The organism is Pseudomonas sp. MH9.3 (genome assembly GCF_034354675.1).
In the GTDB taxonomy this organism is placed as follows: Bacteria; Pseudomonadota; Gammaproteobacteria; order Pseudomonadales; family Pseudomonadaceae; genus Aquipseudomonas.
Genome location: NZ_CP133785.1, coordinates 4,510,689 through 4,526,806 on the forward strand (window position 1 = coordinate 4,510,689; position 16,118 = coordinate 4,526,806).

The window sequence follows — 16,118 nt, forward strand, 5'->3', positions numbered from 1 at the left end:
TTGAGCGCGTCAGCAGATATAGGGTATCGGTAAATGAATGTAAGGCGCCGGTTCAGAGTATGGCTAATGGGTATTCGACGATAAGGCGAACTTCTTCCAGGTCTGCGTCGAACGCACTTGAACGGATGGTGGCCTGACGCAGCCTGAGGGATAAATCCCTCAAATTGCCGGTTTGTACCACGTACCTGGCTTCCACATCCCGTTCCCAACGGCTTTGCCCGGTCAGCGGGTTGCCTGCCGCATCATTGCGCACATAGACCGAATTGGCGTTGCTATAGTCGGCGCCCGAGCCTCTGCCGTAGCGGGTCATGAACGACAGGCCGGGGATGCCGAAGGGTTGCATGTCCAGGTCGTAGCGCACCATCCATGAGCGCTCCTTGGGCGAGTTGAAGTCGCTGTACTGCATGGAGTTTTCGAGGATGTTGGAATCCGACTGACGCAGGTAGTCGAAGTCGTTGTCGCCGTTGTTGCGCTGGTGAGAAACGGTCACACGATGGGCGCCGACCCTCACCCCCAGGCGCGCGCTCCAGATGTTGTTGTTCAGTTCCCCTCGCAGTTTGCGGCCTTCGTCTTTCACGTTGTAATAGTTGAAATTGCCAAACAGCGACACGTCCTCGCCCAGTGGATAGCTGGCGGTAGTGCCGAAGTAGTACTGGTCCCAGGCATCCTTCAGGCGACTGCCATAGACGCTCGCGCTCAGGTGCGGATTGAACTGGTAATCGCCGCCGAAATAGCCAACCCAGGGTGAATCGACCTTGCCCGCGTAAAACGTGGCGAACTCTTTGTTCCGGCCGCTCTGGGAGGGCTGGCTCATGCCACTCAATTGCCCGCCCTGCAGGCTAAGGCCTTCAATACTTGTGTTCTGTACGGTGACGCCGCGAAAGCTTTCCGGCAACACGCGCGAGTCGCCGGCCGCCACGACGGGCGTGTAGGGGAACACATCGCCGGCCTTGATCACGGTGTCCAGAAAGCGCAGTTTCGCGGCACCACCCACCTTGTTGTAGGTGCTTTCCGGGCGGTTGCTACTGTCTACCGGCATTACGCTGAATTAGCCCTTGCCGCCACTGCGGCCCCTGCCCGAATCGAGCCTGAGGCCATGCATGGCAAACGCGTCCAGGCCAAAGCCCACGGTGCCCTGGGTAAAGCCGGATTCGAATTTGCCGATCAGGCCCTGGGCCCAGGCTTCGGAATAACCATTGCCGGTAGGGCTGGATCGACCATTGCGATCATCGCGGTTGAAGTAAAAATTACGCATCAACAGCTTGACGCTGCTGCCTTCGATAAAGCCTTCGGGATGCTCCTGTGCCGCCACCGCTGCCAGCGGCAACGCGGCGCATAACGAAAGAGGCAGAGTCATGTTGAGGATATTCATGTTCGCTCCTGGGTCTGGCAATAACCAGCTTCTTATTTATGAGAGTGGGCGTTGTAGTGCCCAGAGCGATAGTTGCAAACGACGAATAACGGCTGAGTGGCGCAAACATTACGATCCTGGAAAGTTACTGTTATCTATCAAATAAGTAATCTTGCAGCGAACCTGTCGCAAGGGTGATCTGGATAGTCTCGACGCTGAACTTTTCAGTCGAGGGACGTGTGATGAACTTACAGACAGTTGGCCTGGGATTGCTCGTTGCAATACTGTCATTTGGCGCAGTGGCGGACGGCAAGCGCACTTATGCGTTGCTTCTGGAAGGTAACGAGGACGCCATGGCGGCTTACGCTGAGAAAAGAGGCCTGCCGGCACCTCAGGTGCAGGTGTACCGCTACGGCATGAATCTGGATATTGCCAAGGTGGTCAACATCTCGCCGCCAATTCGCTCGTGCAACGCGGTGCCGTCGCGCATGACCTATTGGGATTCGGTCGGCAAGCTCAATACCCTGGAGTATCAAGTGATGGGCGTATGCCGCATGAAGTGATGCCGCTTGAGTCTCAGCGGCCCAGCATCTTCACCCAGCGCGACGGCGGCATGCCGTAGGTGCTGCGAAATTGTCGGGTCATGTGGCTCTGGTCGGTGAAGCCTGCCGTCAGCGCCGCATCCACCAGCGACTGGCCCTGGGCAAGCAGGTTACGCAGCAGATCGAGTCGACGCATGGTCAGGTAGCGATAGGGGCTGGTACCGAACAGCAGGCGAAAATCCCGCGACAGGGCCCAGCGGTCGCGGCCGGCATGGTCGGCCATTTCATCCAGGGTAATGCTGCGGCCCAGGGCCCCGTGGATAAATTCCCGGGCCCGCTCGGCGGCGACATAGTCGAAGGATTTGCGGCTGATGATCGCGCCCGACGCAGCGCTCAGCGCATGTGCCAGGTCGAACAGGGCATCCTGCTCCTGCATCGGGTCAATCGGGCAGTCCAGGCCTTGCAGCAGCACTTCGCTGGCACGCAACAGACGCGGATCAGTCGACAGGCCGCTGTGGATAAACGGCAGTGGCCGGCCGCCGAGAATCTGCTGGATCAGCGCAGGCTCCACGTAAATCATGCGGTACTTGAAACCTTCCACACTGCTGGCGCGGCCGTCATGGGTTTCATCGGGATGAATCACCATGGTTGTGCCCGGCAGGCTGTGGATCATGCAGCCGCGGTAGTGATAACTCTGCACGCCAAACAAGGTACGCCCGATGGCGTAGGTGTCATGGCGATGCGGGTCGAACGCAAAGCCGGCAAAGTATGCCTCGATACGGTCCAGGCCGCTGGCGTGCGGCGCGCGGTGAAGCCAGTCAAGGGGGGCGGTTGATTTACCCATGATGATTGCCACGAGAAGAGATGGAATGACGTTAACCCAGTCTGCCGCTGCTTGTCTGTGCGGGTCTTGAACGATTGTGCAGGGGCAGAGCCCATGGTAAGAAGCCCTACGTTCAACACTGAGGCCGGGTCATGAGTAAGTTGCGGGTAGGTATTATTTTTGGTGGCCGATCGGCTGAGCATGAAGTGTCGCTGCAATCGGCGCGCAACATCGTCGATGCCCTGGACCGGTCGCGCTTCGAGCCGATCCTCATTGGGATCGACAAGGCCGGGCACTGGCACCTGAACGACACCTCGGACTTTCTGATCAATCAGGAAAACCCGGCCCTGATCGCCCTCAACCAATCCAATCGTGAGCTGGCGGTCGTGCCTGGCAAGGCCAGCCAGCAAGTGGTGGAAACCTCCGGCCAGGGGCTGCTGGCACCTATCGATGTGATTTTCCCCATCGTCCACGGCACCCTTGGCGAAGATGGCTGCCTTCAAGGCTTGTTGCGCATGGCGGACCTGCCCTTCGTCGGCGCCGACGTGCTTGGCTCGGCCGTGTGCATGGACAAGGACATCAGCAAGCGTCTGCTGCGTGACGCCGGCATTGCCGTCACCCCGTTCATCACGCTGACCCGGCGCACCGCGGCGCGTACATCCTTTGCCACGGCGGTGAACACACTCGGCCTGCCGATGTTCGTCAAGCCCGCCAACCAGGGCTCGTCGGTGGGCGTCAGCAAAGTTGCCGACGAAGCCGAGTACCACGCCGCGGTAGAACTGGCGCTCGGGTTTGATGAAAAAGTGCTGGTGGAATCCGCCGTCAGTGGCCGTGAAATCGAATGCGCGGTGCTGGGTAACGAACACCCGATTGCCAGCGGTTGCGGCGAGATCGTGGTGAGCAGCGGCTTCTACTCCTACGACAGTAAATACATCGACGAGCATGCCGCGCAGGTGGTGGTGCCGGCGGATATCAGCGTTGAAGCCTGCGAGCGCATTCGCAGCCTGGCGGTCGAGGCGTTCGAGGTGCTGGGTTGCGCCGGGCTGGCGCGGGTTGACGTGTTTCTCACGGACGACGGCGAAGTACTGATCAACGAAGTCAACTCACTGCCCGGCTTCACCCGCATCAGTATGTACCCCAAGCTGTGGCAGGCTGCCGGGATGAGTTACAGCGAACTGGTGAGCCGGCTGATCGACCTGGCGCTGGAGCGGCATGCGGGACGCAAGGGCTTGAAGATCAGTCGCTGACAGCTGTGTGGCGAGCGGGCTTGCCCTAATGCCGTTCAGTTAAGCGCAGATTCCCTGTGGCGAGCAGGCTTGTCCTGCGTTGGGCTGCGCAGCAGCCCCAAAGCCAGGCGCTGAGCCGTATCAGGTACACTGCGTTTTGCTCGATTGGGGGCGCTTCGCACCCCAACGCGGGACAAGCCCGCTCGCCACATGGGGGAGCAGGTTTTGCACAGTTTATGGCCTTAGCTCAGTCACCCAAGGCTTCACCCTCACGCCGAGGGTCCGCGCCGCCGCTCAGCGACACTTTTCCCTGGGCATCGCGCGCGCGAACAATCGCCTGCACACCGCTGGTCATGTCGATCTCGCTCAGTGCATGGCCTTTTTCCTTCAATGCCTTTTTCGTGCCCGGGCTGAACAATCCGGCCTCCAGTTCCGTCGCGCCATTGCGGCTGCCGAAATTGGGCAGGTTAATGGCGGCTTGCGGGTCAAGGTTCCAGTCGAGCATTGCCACCAGCGTCTTGCTCACATATTCGATGATCTGCGAGCCGCCGGGCGAGCCCAGCGTGGCCAGCAATTCCCCGCTCTGGCGGTCGAATACAAGTGTGGGCGCCATGGCCGAGCGCGGGCGTTTGCCAGGCTGCACACGGTTGGCAACCGGCTGACCGTGTTCTTCGGGGATGAACGAAAAGTCGGTCATCTGGTTATTCAGCAAGAAGCCCTGGACCATCACATGGGAGCCAAAGGCTGCTTCCACCGTGGTGGTCATCGATACGGCGCCGCCCAGGTCATCCACGGCCACCACCTGTGAGGTGGAAATGCGCAGCGGCGACCGGTCCGGCGCGTAGGCCACCTGGATGCCCGCCGGCTGTCCCGGTTTGGCGATCCCCATGCTGCGCTCACCGATCAGGTCGGCACGCCGCGCCAGATAATCCGGCGCAACGAGACCGGCAACCGGCACCGGCACAAAGTCCGCATCGGCCACATACTGCGCGCGGTCGGCAAACGCCAGGCGGCCGGCCTCGGCAAGCAGGTGCACGGCCTGCGGCGTGGGTTCGAACCCGGCCGGGGTGGCAAGCTTGACCGGGGTCATCGGCGCGAGGGCCTGGCGCGGGTCGCGGGTTTCCAGCGCCTGCAAGGTGCCGAGGATCTGCGCCACCGCAATCGCGCCGGACGACGGCGGCGGCATGCCACAGATTTTCCAGCGCTTGTAGTCGGTGCACAGCGGCGCCCGCTCCCTGGCGACGTAACCCGCGAGGTCGGACTTGGACAAGCCACCTGCATTACGGTGGCTCTGCACCTTGCGCGCAATTTCTTCGGCAATCGGACCACGGTACAGCGCGTCCGGGCCTTCCTTGGCGATGCGTTTGAACACCGCGGCCAGCGCCGGGTTTTTCAGCACCGTGCCGGTATCTTTCGGCGTGCCATCCGCCTTCAGGAAATAGGCGGCCATGTCCGGTGACTGCGCAATAAAACGGTCGGCCGCGATCAAGCTGTGCAACCGTGGGGAAATCGCAAAACCCTGTTCCGACAAACGAATCGCCGGCTCGAACAGTTTGGCCCATTGCAGGTGCCCGGTCTTTTTATGCGCCATCTCCAATGCGCGCAACACACCGGGTGTACCGACGGAGCGCCCGCCGATCTGGGCATCGGTGAAAGCCATCGGGGTGCCATCGGCGTTCAGAAAAAGACGCTCGGTCGCCTCGGCTGGCGCGGTTTCGCGACCGTCATAGGCGTGCACGTTTTCGCCGTCCCACAGCATGATGAATGCGCCGCCGCCGATGCCGGACGACTGCGGCTCCACCAGGGTCAGTACGGCTTGCATGGCAATCGCCGCGTCAATCGCCGAGCCGCCCTGGCGCAGCATCTCCCGCCCGGCTTCGGCGGCCAGCGGGTTCGCGGCGGCCGCCATGTGGCGTTCGGCATGGCGCAGGGTGAGGTCGTTGCGATAACCCGATCCCGACTCCGGTGCGGGAGGCGGTTCGTTGAGCGCGGTGTGACAGGCCGACAGGGCGAAGGCTGCGGCGATGATCGACAAAGGGCGGCGGGAAATTGAAAACACGTGTTGAACTCCGTTTACGTTGAGAATGCTCGACCGTCCTTTGGGTCGTGCGTTTTACAGGTAAATCGTGCCTTGCATGTACAGCACCGCCTTGCCGGAAATAATCACGCGCTCACCCTCAAGCTCGCAGCGCAACTGGCCCTTGCGCGCACCGCCCTGCTCGGCAGTCAATTGCGATTTGCCCAGGCGTGCCGCCCAGAATGGCGCCAGTGACGTGTGCGCGGAACCCGTGACGGGGTCTTCATTGACGCCCACATTCGGCCCGAACCAGCGCGAGATGAAATCAAACCCCGTGCTTTTGGCGGTCACGGCAATGCCGCGTTTGGGCAAGCCCTTGAGGCTTGCAAAATCCGGCGTCAGTGCAGCGACTTGAGCCTCGTCGCTCACCAGCACAATGTAGTCATCGGTGCTGAATACCTCGGCGTGCTCGATCCCCAACGCGCTCAGCAGTCCGGCGGGCGGCTCACAGCGTTCGGGTTGCCGGGCCGGGAAGTCCATTGCCAGTTCGTCGCCCTGACGCGTCACCCGCAGCTCGCCGCTGCGAGTGGCGAAGCGCAGCACCTGCGGCGCATCCGCCAGCACATGGAACAATACCCAGGCTGCCGCCAGCGTGGCATGGCCGCACAGGTCGACTTCAACTGAAGGGGTAAACCAGCGCAACTCATAGTGCTCGCCACGGGGCACGAAATACGCGGTTTCCGAGAGGTTGTTCTCAGCGGCAATGTTCTGCAGTTGCTCGTCGGGCAGCCATTCGGTGAGCGGGCAGACGGCTGCGGGGTTGCCGCCGAACGGATGCTGGCTGAAGGCGTCGACTTGGTAGATGTCCAGTTTCACCGTGGGGCGCTCCATGTGGGGGAGGCAGGACACTAACAGTGGGGTTGGAGGGCGTCAAAATACAGTTGGGAAGTTTTTGTGCGCTTCAGGCACTTTTCTCAAGGCATAAAAAAACGGCCTACCTTTCGGTAAGCCGTTTTTAGTACTTGGTGGCTACGCAGGGACTTGAACCCCGGACCCCAGCATTATGAATGCTATGCTCTAACCAACTGAGCTACGTAGCCAAGTGGCGCGCATTATTCGCGCAGAACGAGAATGCGTCAAGCACTTTTGTTGAGATTTTTTCTACGCTTTCAATTGTTTAACCGGAGCTGGCGCCGCTGAAGACGGGCGATCAGGTGTGCGCGGCGATCGAGCAGGGCGGCTGACGCGCTTTGATTGGCCGGTAGTTTCGAGTTGGGCATCTTTGAAGACGAGGCGAGAGAGGGGATCGTTGCAGAGGCGTTATTAAAGAAATTCGTTTTACATTCGGTTGGGCAGATATCCCTGCCGCCCAACGCTTGCTCCCAGGCGCTTACGGTTGCAGCGGGTTATACGTGACGCGTTTAAGGTGTTCGCGCGCCCGAGACAGGCGTGAACGAACGGTACCGATGGGGATGTCCAACGCGTTGGCAGTGTCCTGATAGCTGCCGTCGGTTTCCAGTGAGGCGTACAGCGTCTTGCGCATTTCTGCAGGCAGGTGGTCGATGGCGCTCAGGGTTTTCTCCAGTCTGCGGTTGATTTCGAACTCCCAATCCAGGTTTTTGTTTTCCTCCTGTCCATGCCACAGCGATTCATCGAATTCGCAATGCACCGGTTTGGCATAAAGGCGTCGGAAGTGGTTGCGGACCAGGTTCTGCGCAATGCCGCACATCCAGGTGCTGAGGCTCGCCTGACCACTGAATCGTTCCCTGTTGCGCCATGCCTCCAGGTAGGTGAGTTGCAGGATATCGTCGGCATCTTCGGGGTTAAGCACGCGTTTGTGAATAAAACGTCGGAGTTTTTTCTGCTGTTCGTCCGTCAGTTGGAGCATGAATTGAGGCGAGTTACCAACGAGCTGCGCTAAAGCTTCAATAGGGATATTCACGATTTTTTCCTCAGGGTAAACGCTATCGAAAAAATTTCGATGGAAACCCCTTTAGCACTGGCTGTGCCAAACGGAAAAAACATGCAACCTAATGATTTTTATAGATAAATATATTGAAATGCCGCGTTTTTACGCAGCAACTTGCAAAAAGTACCGATGGCACGTGCCAGTCTTGTCAAACGCATCGATAGACGCGTTTTGATGGAACTGCATCGGCGGGCGTAACCACACACGAAGCACACTCTTCCTGTATTGGCATGCCCATGAAAGTCGAATCTCCCAACGATGTGTCATCTGCCCGGCATCTGGATCAGTCCGCCACTTCGCTTGTCTCCGCGTCCGCGCTGGCGAAAGTCGATGAGCTTGTCCAGATCTTCAACCATGAGGTTCTTGCCGTTAACCAGGCCCAGCAGGCCACGGCGATACGCATACCTCCCTCCGCGCAGTTGACGCAGCTTTACGATCAGCTGGGTTATCCGGCCCAGGAGTCGTTGGCAGCCATTTCGCGGCGGTTCAGGCAGCAGTTGCAGCACAACGTCAGTGTCGACAAGTGGGTGGAACTTGCCGAGGGGGATCCCGCGCGTGCGTTCGTGGTGCTCAAGCATCTGGAAGTGCATTTGGACAGTGAGGCACGCCCCTCCGAAGCTGCGAGGGCGCGGGAGGCCATTGCCCTGTTGTCGGTGGGTTTCAAGGGGGAGATCCAGGCGGGCCTTACATTCGCCGGTGCGCTGCTGAAGGCAGGTGGCGATCCGCAAGAGCGCCAGGCGCTGCGTACGCTCTATTATGCCAGCATCTCCACGCGCCAATCCCTGGCGACGATAATGCAGGCCTTGCTGGGCGAGTACGGTGGCGACACGTTTTCCGCCAGGCTCGGCAACATGCGCAAGGCTTTGGCTGACGACATCGCGACCCTGGTTTCGGCAATGACCACGCCCCGATTGCGCACCTTGTTACTGGCACTGCAAAGTTGTGGACAATTAGGCACGGTATTAGCCAGTTGCAATGCGGTGATCGAGCGGCTGGGCCTCGATTGCGACGGCGTAAGTCTTCTGCAGCGCCTGCTGGGATATGCCGGCAGCGGTATCGATGCAGGTGAAATCCTGCGGCTTGGGCATGATCTGGGAGGTCATCCGACGCTTCGGCAAGTGGTGCTCCTCAACGCACTTTATCCGCTGATGCGCGATTTGCCCCTGGCGTTGTGGCCGGACAGTCGAGTGCGGCAGGACGCCCTGGACTGCTTCCTGGCGGTAATGGGCGAACTGGAACGCAGTGAGCGCAAACCCTCGCGCTTTGCCGGTGACCTGGGGGCGCTGGCGTGACGGTACTGTCTACCATCAACCTGGCGTTGCTCAAAGTGGCACAGCGTGCCGAAGTGCTGGGCGCCGTGGTGGTCCTGGGCATCGTATTCATTTTTATCGTGCCGCTGCCGACCTGGCTGGTAGACATCCTGATTGCAATCAACATCTGCATATCATGCCTGTTGATCGTACTGGCGCTGTATTTGCCAGGGCCTTTGGCGTTCTCCTCGTTTCCTTCGATTTTGCTGCTGACCACCATGTTTCGCTTGGCGTTGTCGATTGCCACGACGCGTCTGATTTTGCTGGAGCAGGACGCCGGCCATATCGTCGAGGCATTCGGCAACTTCGTGGTGGGGGGGAATCTGGCCGTCGGCATGGTGATCTTTTTGATCCTCACCCTGGTCAACTTTCTGGTGATCACCAAGGGCTCGGAGCGGGTCGCCGAGGTCGCCGCGCGGTTCAGTCTGGATGCGATGCCGGGTAAGCAGATGTCCATCGACAGTGACCTGCGTGCCGGTCTGATCGACGGTATGCAGGCACGCGATAAACGCGAGCAGTTGTCCCGCGAGAGCCAGTTGTTCGGTGCCATGGACGGAGCCATGAAGTTCGTCAAGGGGGATGCCATCGCCGGTTTGATCATCGTTGTGGTCAACCTGCTGGGCGGCTTCACCACGGGCATGTTTCAACACGACCTGAGCGCGGCCGAATCGATACAGCTGTATTCGGTACTGACCATCGGCGACGGCCTGATTGCGCAGATTCCAGCCCTGCTGATCTCCCTGACGGCCGGCATGATCATCACCCGTGTGGCGCCGGACGGACGCAACGGTACGAGCAATATGGGCGCTGAAATCGCCCGGCAAATGACCAGTGAACCCAAGAGCTGGATGATTGCATCGGTCGGCATGCTCGCGTTTGCAGTGGTGCCCGGCATGCCTACCCTGGTGTTTATCCTGATCTCGGCGGCCACCGGCTCCCTGGGCTATTTCCTGATGCGTCAGCGTCAACGCGAAGAAAAGCCCAAGGAGGACGTTGCAAATGTCGTGCGCCCCGAAGAGAACGGTAATGAGGACTTGCGTGGGTTCGATCCATCGCGGCCTTATCTGTTGCAGTTTCCTCCGTCCTTACGGGGGACGCCTGAGGTTACGGACCTTATTCACGGGATTCGCCAGGCACGAAATTCGCTGGTCGCCAATATTGGCCTGACCTTGCCGCCGTTCGAAGTCGAGCTCGACGACTCGCTGGCCGCCGATGAAATGCGTTTTTGTGTGCATGAGGTACCGATGGTCAAGGCCTCGGTGGTCACGCTCGTTGCCGTTGAACGTAAGGCGCTGGCGGTCGAGCCGGAGCACGCGATACCAGGACTGGCCGAGCGTGATGAGCAGGATTGGCTCTGGTTGCCACCTGATGATCCGCTGCTTGCCGACCCCGCGCTTGAACGCTTTACCGCGACAAGCCTGATCCTTGATCGCATGAGGCAGGCAATGATGCTCAGCGGACCGCAGTTCCTGGGTATTCAGGAGAGCAAGGCGATCCTCAGCTGGCTTGAGCACAACCAGTCGGAGCTGGTGCAGGAGTTGCAACGCATCATGCCGCTGTCGCGGTTTTCGGCGGTTTTGCAGCGCCTGGCCAGTGAGGGCGTGCCGCTGCGTGCGGTGCGGCTGATTGTCGAGTCGCTGATCGAGCACGGCCAGCATGAGCGCGAACCCGACGCGCTCGCCGACTATGCGCGCATTGCCCTCAAGGCGCAGATCTTCCAGCAGTACAGCGAGGACGATGGTCTGCATGCCTGGTTGTTGTCTCCCCATACCGAGAACATCCTGCGCGAGGCGTTGCGCCAGACCCAGACCGGGGTGTTCTTTGCGCTTGATAACGAAAGCAGCGCCGCGTTGGTCAACCTCCTCAACCAGGCATTCACCGTGCGCGCCAGGAGCAAGAGCGTGATGTTGGTGGCGCAGGACCTGCGCAGCCCTCTACGCGCCTTGTTGCTGGAGGAGTTCAACCACGTACCTGTGCTGTCGTTTGCCGAGTTGGCAAGCACGTCCAAGGTAAAGGTCCTGGGGCGTTTTGATCTGGGGCAGGACGAATTGATGCGCGGTGCGGCGGCATGATTTTTCACCCGGGTTCAACGCACGGGAGGGCTCGATGATGTTTGAGCTGCGAGTGCTTAATGGTCAGCGTCAGGGGGCTGCGTTACCGCTATTTGGCGAGCAGTGGAGCATCGGTGCTCACCCTGATGCCGACCTGATGCTCAACGACCCCGGTATCGCCGAGCAGCATGCGCGGCTGCGGTTGGCTGACTCGCAATGGTCGGTGCAGGCTGAAGCCGGACTGCTGCATGACGCCCAGGGGCAAGTGCTGGCACAGATTGCGAGCCTGGCGTTGAACGTCCCTTTTTCGGTAGGGGCCATTCGACTCTACGTCAGCCTGGCCGATCAACCCTGGCCTGAAACACCCGCCCCGGCCCCTGCGCCCGCGCCGCGAGCAAGCGAGGCATCACCGACGCTGCAGTTGTCCTCCATCTCCAACAGGCAGCAAAAACGCCTGATCAGCGCGGTGCTGTTGGTGGCGGTCATCGGTGTGGTGGTCAGCATGGTGTCCTCCGGAGAACGTGATGCGCAGGCTTCCCTGATGCCTCCCGTGGCGGTTAAACAACAACTGGCCTCGCCGTTTGAAGTCCGTCAGCAATTATTGAAAATGCTCAGCGAGCGCGAGTTGAGCCAAAGGGTCAGCCTGGAGGTGATCAATGGCCAGATCGCGCTCAATGGCGTTGTATCCCCGGACGATATGGAACTGGTCGCGCGCATGCTCAGCCGTTTTGGCGAGCTGTTCGACAGTGCGGTCCCGGTGATCAGTCGTGTACGCGCCCGCGATGGGGCGCTGCCGTTCAAGATCGTGCAGATCGTCGGCGGGCCGAACGGCCACGTCGTTCTTGAGGAAGGCAGCCGGCTGTTCGTGGGGGACGAGGTGGATGGTTTGCGCCTGGTGTTGATCGACAACACCAAGGTGGTTTTCGATGGCGCGCAGCGCTATGAGGTGCGCTGGTGAGTACGGAACTGCAGGCGCGTCTGGCGGCCTGGGAGCAGCGCCAGACGCGGTCGCTGGCCAACTTCACGCCGGTGACGATGCGCGGTCGAGTGCAGCGCGTGAATGGCATGCTGTTGCAATGTCGTTTGCCTGACGCGCGTATCGGTGACCTGTGCCAGGTAGAAAAGTCCGTCGACGACTACATGCTGGCTGAGATCATCGGTTTTGATCAGCAGGACGCCGTACTCAGCGCCCTTGGCAATCTTGAAGGGATACGTGTGGGCGCCAGCGTACAGCGCCTGGGGGTGTCGCACCGGGTGCTGGTCAGTGATGAGTTGCTGGGCCAGGTGCTGGATGGTTTCGGCCGGCCGATCAGTGGCGTTGGCCCCAGTGCGTTTGTCGAGGCCGACAGTCCCGATGCAAGCATGGTGTTGTGTGAGGCGCCGCTGCCGACCGAACGTCCCAGGATCCATCGCGCACTGGCGACCGGGGTGCGCTCGATCGATGGCTTGCTGACGCTTGGCGAGGGCCAGCGTGTGGGGCTGTTTGCCGGCGCTGGCTGCGGCAAGACCACCTTGCTGGCGGAGATTGCCCGTAACGTCGAGTGCGATGTGATTGTGTTTGGCCTGATCGGCGAGCGCGGACGCGAACTGCGTGAGTTTCTCGATCACGAACTGGATGACCAATTGCGCGCCAAGGCCGTGCTGGTGTGCGCGACGTCCGATCGTTCAAGCATGGAGCGCGCCCGCGCGGCCTTCACGGCGACGGCCCTGGCAGAGGGCTATCGCCGCAAGGGCAAGCGCGTGCTGCTGCTGATCGACTCCCTGACGCGGTTTGCGCGCGCCCAGCGCGAAATCGGTCTGGCAGCCGGTGAACCGCTGGGACGAGGCGGCCTGCCGCCCTCGGTTTACAGCCTGCTGCCGCGATTAGTGGAGCGCGCCGGCTTGACCCAGGACGGCGTTATCACGGCGATCTACACCGTGCTCATCGAACAGGACTCCATGAGCGACCCCGTGGCTGACGAAGTTCGCTCGCTGCTCGATGGCCACATTGTGCTGTCCCGCAAGCTGGCCGAGCGAGGTCACTACCCGGCGGTTGACGTACTGGCCAGTCTGTCGCGAATTTTGAGCAACGTCGCCACGCCCGAGCATATTCGGGCCGGTACGGCACTGCGTCGTCTGTTATCGGCGTACCAGCAGATCGAGCTGATGCTGAAGTTGGGTGAGTACCAGCCTGGCAGTGACGCCCTGACCGACATGGCGGTGGACAGCCGTTCGCGCGTGGACGGTTTTCTGCGCCAGGACTTGCGCGAGCCCGCGCTGATGGACTCGACCCTGGATCAACTGACGGAGCTTACCGCCCATGTCCCTTTCTGAATTGGAAACCTTGCGGCGTCTGCGCAAGCATCGGGCGGACCGGGCCGAGCGCGTATTGGGCAAGGCCAAAAGGCATCAGCGAGCCCTGCAATTGCAAGTTGAGCAGGCACAGCAAGTCCTCGAGCAAACCCGCCTGCAGGAAGCCCAGGCGGGTGCACAGCTTCTGAGCCAGCATCAAGGACAGGTGATCTCGTTTCAGGCGCTCAAGTCGTGGAATAACCAGGAGCGCTCATTGTCCGCCACGACGCAGCGCGAAGAAGCCCAATTGCAAGGATTGCACGGACAGCAGGAGCAGCAAGTGACCGAGGTCGACCTTGCGCAGAAGCAGGTCACCCAATGTTTGCGTGAGGTTGAAAAAATTCTGGAATTGTCCCGTTTACTGGCGCAGGAAGAGACATGAAAGAAATACCTGCAAGCAAGCCCGAGCGGCCGCGTGCGCGCGAGTACGGACGAGAAGACGAATCGGCTATCGAAGGTGTGTTGCCCCTGAACTACGCAAGTCTGTTTGCCCACCTGTTTACCTACGAGCAAGGCGAAGGCGGTTATGTTTCCGGCCTGCCAGGCTCAATCGTGTCGACGAATAAATTGATGCTCGAAGCCCTGGCTGGGCAGTTGGCGTTGCGAATACAGGCAACTGCGCAATGGCCCTTGCTGGCAGTGCTTTACCTGCCGCATCGAGGGCGGATCAACGCCCGTGTGCAGAGATCGCCGGGTAGCTGGGACATCGAGTTGCAAGCCGAAGAGGCGCACACGACGCAGTGGCTCGGTACGGTGCAGAAAAGCCTTCAGAGCAGGCTGGTCGAGGCGTTGGGGCAGCCTGTCGACGTTCAGCTCGCGCGCGTGAGCCCGGCATGATCATGTCGGCGTTGACATTGCCAAGGGTCGAGGCGGGAAGGGCGGCAGCGCTGCATCGGCTGGGGCGCGGCTTGCGCCTGTCGTTCCAGGTGGGTGATCAGCGTGGTGCTTTTTTGCTTGAGCCCGGCCTCACGCCCGTAGGGGTGAACCCGTTGTGTTTCGAGAGCGCTCTGGGCGTGCTGGCGTTTTCTGACCCGGAAGCGATGTTCAGCTTGATGGGGGAATGCCCGGTCACCCTGGCGCAGGTTGGTAACGACCCGAAATCCTGGTTCTGGGAATTGTTCCAGCTTCACCTCGCCCCGCAGGTGTCGTCGTTGTTTGGCTATCTGCGCTTGCTGCCCGCGCCCAGGAAGCTGGACTTTGGTTGTCGCTTTACCGTGACGCTGGGGCTCTCCAGGGTTGCAGGTCACCTGTGGCTGGCCCCCGAAAGTTTGCTGGCTGCCTATGCGGCCGGCGCCTGGGAGCAGATGGCCGCTGCGCTGCCCGTGTCTTTTCCATTGGCAATCAGCGTGAAGCTGGGCGGCTTGAGCCTGCCTGTCGCACAAGTGCGCGATCTGCGAGCGGGTGATGTGTTGATGCTCGAACAGGCCTTTTTCGATGTGCAGGGCCTTGGCCACTTGCCTGTTGGAAGTCGTTTGTTGCAAGGGCGTATTGAAGATGAATCCGGGCGGTTATGCCTGAACCTTATTGCGATCAAGGAAGCGTCCGTGGACGAAGAGTTTGTCATACAAGAATACCCGGGGCCTGAGCTTGACCACCCGGTGGAGGATGCCTTCGGCCGGGAGCCCTTTGACGAGTTGAGCATGGCGTTGACCGTGCGCTGTGGTGTCCTCACGCTGACCCTGGGCGAATTGCGCAACCTGGCTCCCGGTACCGTGCTGGGCATTACCGGGTACGCCCCCGGCGTCGCCGGCCTGTATTACGGTGACCGTCCCATTGGGCAAGGGCAGTTGGTGGAAGTGGAAGGTCGACTCGGCTTGCAATTGACGCGCGTGGTGTTCTCCCGATGATGTTCCAGGGCGTTGATCCCGTTGTACTCGCGCTGTTCTTCGGTGCGATGTCGGTGCTGCCGATGCTGTTGGTCGTCTGTACGGCGTTTCTCAAGATTGTCATTGTGCTGATGATTACGCGTAACGCCATCGGCGTGCAGCAGGTGCCTCCGAGCATGGCGATCAATGGCATAGCGTTGGCTGCCACGCTCTTTGTCATGGCCCCGGTGGGCTATCAGATCGCCGAGAACCTCAAGACATCCCCGCTGGACATGAGCAATGTACAGACGCTTCAGGCAACGGGCCTTGTGGCAATCGAGCCGTTGCGCACTTTCATGAAGCGCAATACCGACCCGGATGTGCTCACCCATCTGCAGGAGAACAGCGCGCGCATGTGGCCGCCGGAAATGGTGCAAAGCACCCAGCGCGAAGACCTGGTGCTGTTGATTCCGGCGTTTGTGGTGTCGCAGTTGCAGGCCGGGTTCGAGATCGGCTTCCTGATCTATATCCCGTTTATCGTCATCGATTTGATCGTGTCCAACCTGCTGCTGGCGCTGGGCATGCAAATGGTTTCGCCCATGACCATTTCCCTGCCACTCAAGCTGCTGCTGTTCGTCATGGTTTCCGGCTGGTCGCGGTTGCTCGACAGCCTTTTCCTTTCTTACCTCTGAG

14 protein-coding genes, 1 tRNA gene and 1 pseudogene are annotated in these 16,118 nt (G+C 60.4%); 10 read left to right on the top strand and 6 right to left on the bottom strand.

Annotated elements, in window-relative coordinates; all coding sequences use genetic code 11:
* Positions 1-52 precede the first annotated feature (52 nt).
* A pseudogene (locus RHM60_RS19905) lies at positions 53-1,372 on the bottom strand (OprD family porin).
* Between the two features lie 221 nt (positions 1,373-1,593).
* On the opposite strand from RHM60_RS19905, the gene RHM60_RS19910 reads away from it, so the two are divergent.
* Complete coding sequence (locus RHM60_RS19910) at positions 1,594-1,914, top strand: DUF2790 domain-containing protein (RefSeq protein ID WP_322212566.1); 321 nt, start codon at positions 1,594-1,596, stop codon at positions 1,912-1,914.
* Between the two features lie 13 nt (positions 1,915-1,927).
* Here RHM60_RS19910 and RHM60_RS19915 read toward each other — a convergent pair whose 3' ends face one another.
* Positions 1,928-2,737: an AraC family transcriptional regulator gene (locus RHM60_RS19915; RefSeq protein ID WP_209988263.1), complete on the bottom strand. Its 810-nt coding sequence runs from the start codon at positions 2,735-2,737 to the stop codon at positions 1,928-1,930.
* Positions 2,738-2,868: 131 nt separating this feature from the next.
* On the opposite strand from RHM60_RS19915, the gene ddlA reads away from it, so the two are divergent.
* Positions 2,869-3,963, top strand: a complete 1,095-nt coding sequence (gene ddlA / locus RHM60_RS19920) for a D-alanine--D-alanine ligase (RefSeq protein ID WP_209988266.1) — start codon at positions 2,869-2,871, stop codon at positions 3,961-3,963.
* A gap of 226 nt (positions 3,964-4,189) precedes the next feature.
* On the opposite strand, the gene ggt is transcribed toward ddlA, so the two are convergent.
* From ggt to RHM60_RS19940, 4 genes are all read right to left on the bottom strand, one after another.
* A complete protein-coding gene (gene ggt / locus RHM60_RS19925; RefSeq protein WP_322212567.1) occupies positions 4,190-6,001 on the bottom strand; it encodes a gamma-glutamyltransferase in 1,812 nt (603 codons plus the stop codon).
* A gap of 54 nt (positions 6,002-6,055) precedes the next feature.
* Complete coding sequence (locus tag RHM60_RS19930) at positions 6,056-6,835, bottom strand: PhzF family phenazine biosynthesis protein (RefSeq protein ID WP_322212568.1); 780 nt, start codon at positions 6,833-6,835, stop codon at positions 6,056-6,058.
* Between the two features lie 147 nt (positions 6,836-6,982).
* Positions 6,983-7,059: transfer RNA gene (locus RHM60_RS19935), tRNA-Met, on the bottom strand.
* A 290-nt stretch (positions 7,060-7,349) separates the two neighbouring features.
* Positions 7,350-7,901 (bottom strand): RNA polymerase sigma factor, encoded by a 552-nt coding sequence (locus tag RHM60_RS19940; RefSeq protein ID WP_209988276.1) that lies wholly within the window; start codon positions 7,899-7,901, stop codon positions 7,350-7,352.
* Between the two features lie 263 nt (positions 7,902-8,164).
* On the opposite strand from RHM60_RS19940, the gene RHM60_RS19945 reads away from it, so the two are divergent.
* From RHM60_RS19945 to sctR, 8 genes are read left to right on the top strand one after another with little or no spacing between them, the layout of a single operon-like run.
* Positions 8,165-9,220, top strand: coding sequence for a TyeA family type III secretion system gatekeeper subunit (locus tag RHM60_RS19945; protein WP_416195189.1), 1,056 nt, complete (start codon positions 8,165-8,167; stop codon positions 9,218-9,220).
* Entirely contained in the window at positions 9,217-11,310 is a 2,094-nt protein-coding gene (gene sctV, locus RHM60_RS19950) for a type III secretion system export apparatus subunit SctV (RefSeq protein WP_322212570.1), read from the top strand. Before RHM60_RS19945 ends, sctV begins: the two co-directional genes overlap by 4 nt.
* A 37-nt stretch (positions 11,311-11,347) precedes the next feature.
* Positions 11,348-12,247 carry an FHA domain-containing protein gene (locus RHM60_RS19955; RefSeq protein ID WP_209990646.1) on the top strand — a complete coding sequence of 300 codons (900 nt, stop codon included), beginning with the start codon at positions 11,348-11,350 and terminating at the stop codon, positions 12,245-12,247.
* Positions 12,244-13,602, top strand: a complete 1,359-nt coding sequence (locus RHM60_RS19960) for a FliI/YscN family ATPase (protein ID WP_209988285.1) — start codon at positions 12,244-12,246, stop codon at positions 13,600-13,602. Before RHM60_RS19955 ends, RHM60_RS19960 begins: the two co-directional genes overlap by 4 nt.
* Positions 13,589-14,002, top strand: coding sequence for a type III secretion system stalk subunit SctO (sctO, locus tag RHM60_RS19965; RefSeq protein ID WP_322212571.1), 414 nt, complete (start codon positions 13,589-13,591; stop codon positions 14,000-14,002). Before RHM60_RS19960 ends, sctO begins: the two co-directional genes overlap by 14 nt.
* The gene (locus RHM60_RS19970; protein WP_322212572.1) at positions 13,999-14,457 is read left to right on the top strand and encodes a type III secretion system HrpP C-terminal domain-containing protein; all 459 of its coding nucleotides are present in this window, start codon (positions 13,999-14,001) and stop codon (positions 14,455-14,457) included. Before sctO ends, RHM60_RS19970 begins: the two co-directional genes overlap by 4 nt.
* Positions 14,454-15,467, top strand: coding sequence for a FliM/FliN family flagellar motor switch protein (locus RHM60_RS19975; protein ID WP_322212573.1), 1,014 nt, complete (start codon positions 14,454-14,456; stop codon positions 15,465-15,467). Before RHM60_RS19970 ends, RHM60_RS19975 begins: the two co-directional genes overlap by 4 nt.
* Positions 15,464-16,117, top strand: a complete 654-nt coding sequence (sctR, locus tag RHM60_RS19980) for a type III secretion system export apparatus subunit SctR (RefSeq protein WP_209988295.1) — start codon at positions 15,464-15,466, stop codon at positions 16,115-16,117. The genes RHM60_RS19975 and sctR overlap by 4 nt, the downstream gene beginning before the upstream one ends.
* Position 16,118 lies beyond the last annotated feature (1 nt).

Bases quoted from the DNA above. Each gene is read 5' to 3' on its own strand.
- RHM60_RS19910 (WP_322212566.1), top strand. From the start codon at position 1,594: ATGAACTTACAGACAGTTGGCCTGGGATTGCTCGTTGCAATACTGTCA.
- sctO (WP_322212571.1), top strand. From the start codon at position 13,589: ATGTCCCTTTCTGAATTGGAAACCTTGCGGCGTCTGCGCAAGCATCGG.
- RHM60_RS19915 (WP_209988263.1), bottom strand. From the start codon at position 2,737: ATGGGTAAATCAACCGCCCCCCTTGACTGGCTTCACCGCGCGCCGCAC.
- ddlA (WP_209988266.1), top strand. From the start codon at position 2,869: ATGAGTAAGTTGCGGGTAGGTATTATTTTTGGTGGCCGATCGGCTGAG.
- RHM60_RS19945 (WP_416195189.1), top strand. From the start codon at position 8,165: ATGAAAGTCGAATCTCCCAACGATGTGTCATCTGCCCGGCATCTGGAT.
- RHM60_RS19975 (WP_322212573.1), top strand. From the start codon at position 14,454: ATGATCATGTCGGCGTTGACATTGCCAAGGGTCGAGGCGGGAAGGGCG.
- RHM60_RS19955 (WP_209990646.1), top strand. From the start codon at position 11,348: ATGTTTGAGCTGCGAGTGCTTAATGGTCAGCGTCAGGGGGCTGCGTTA.
- RHM60_RS19970 (WP_322212572.1), top strand. From the start codon at position 13,999: ATGAAAGAAATACCTGCAAGCAAGCCCGAGCGGCCGCGTGCGCGCGAG.
- sctR (WP_209988295.1), top strand. From the start codon at position 15,464: ATGATGTTCCAGGGCGTTGATCCCGTTGTACTCGCGCTGTTCTTCGGT.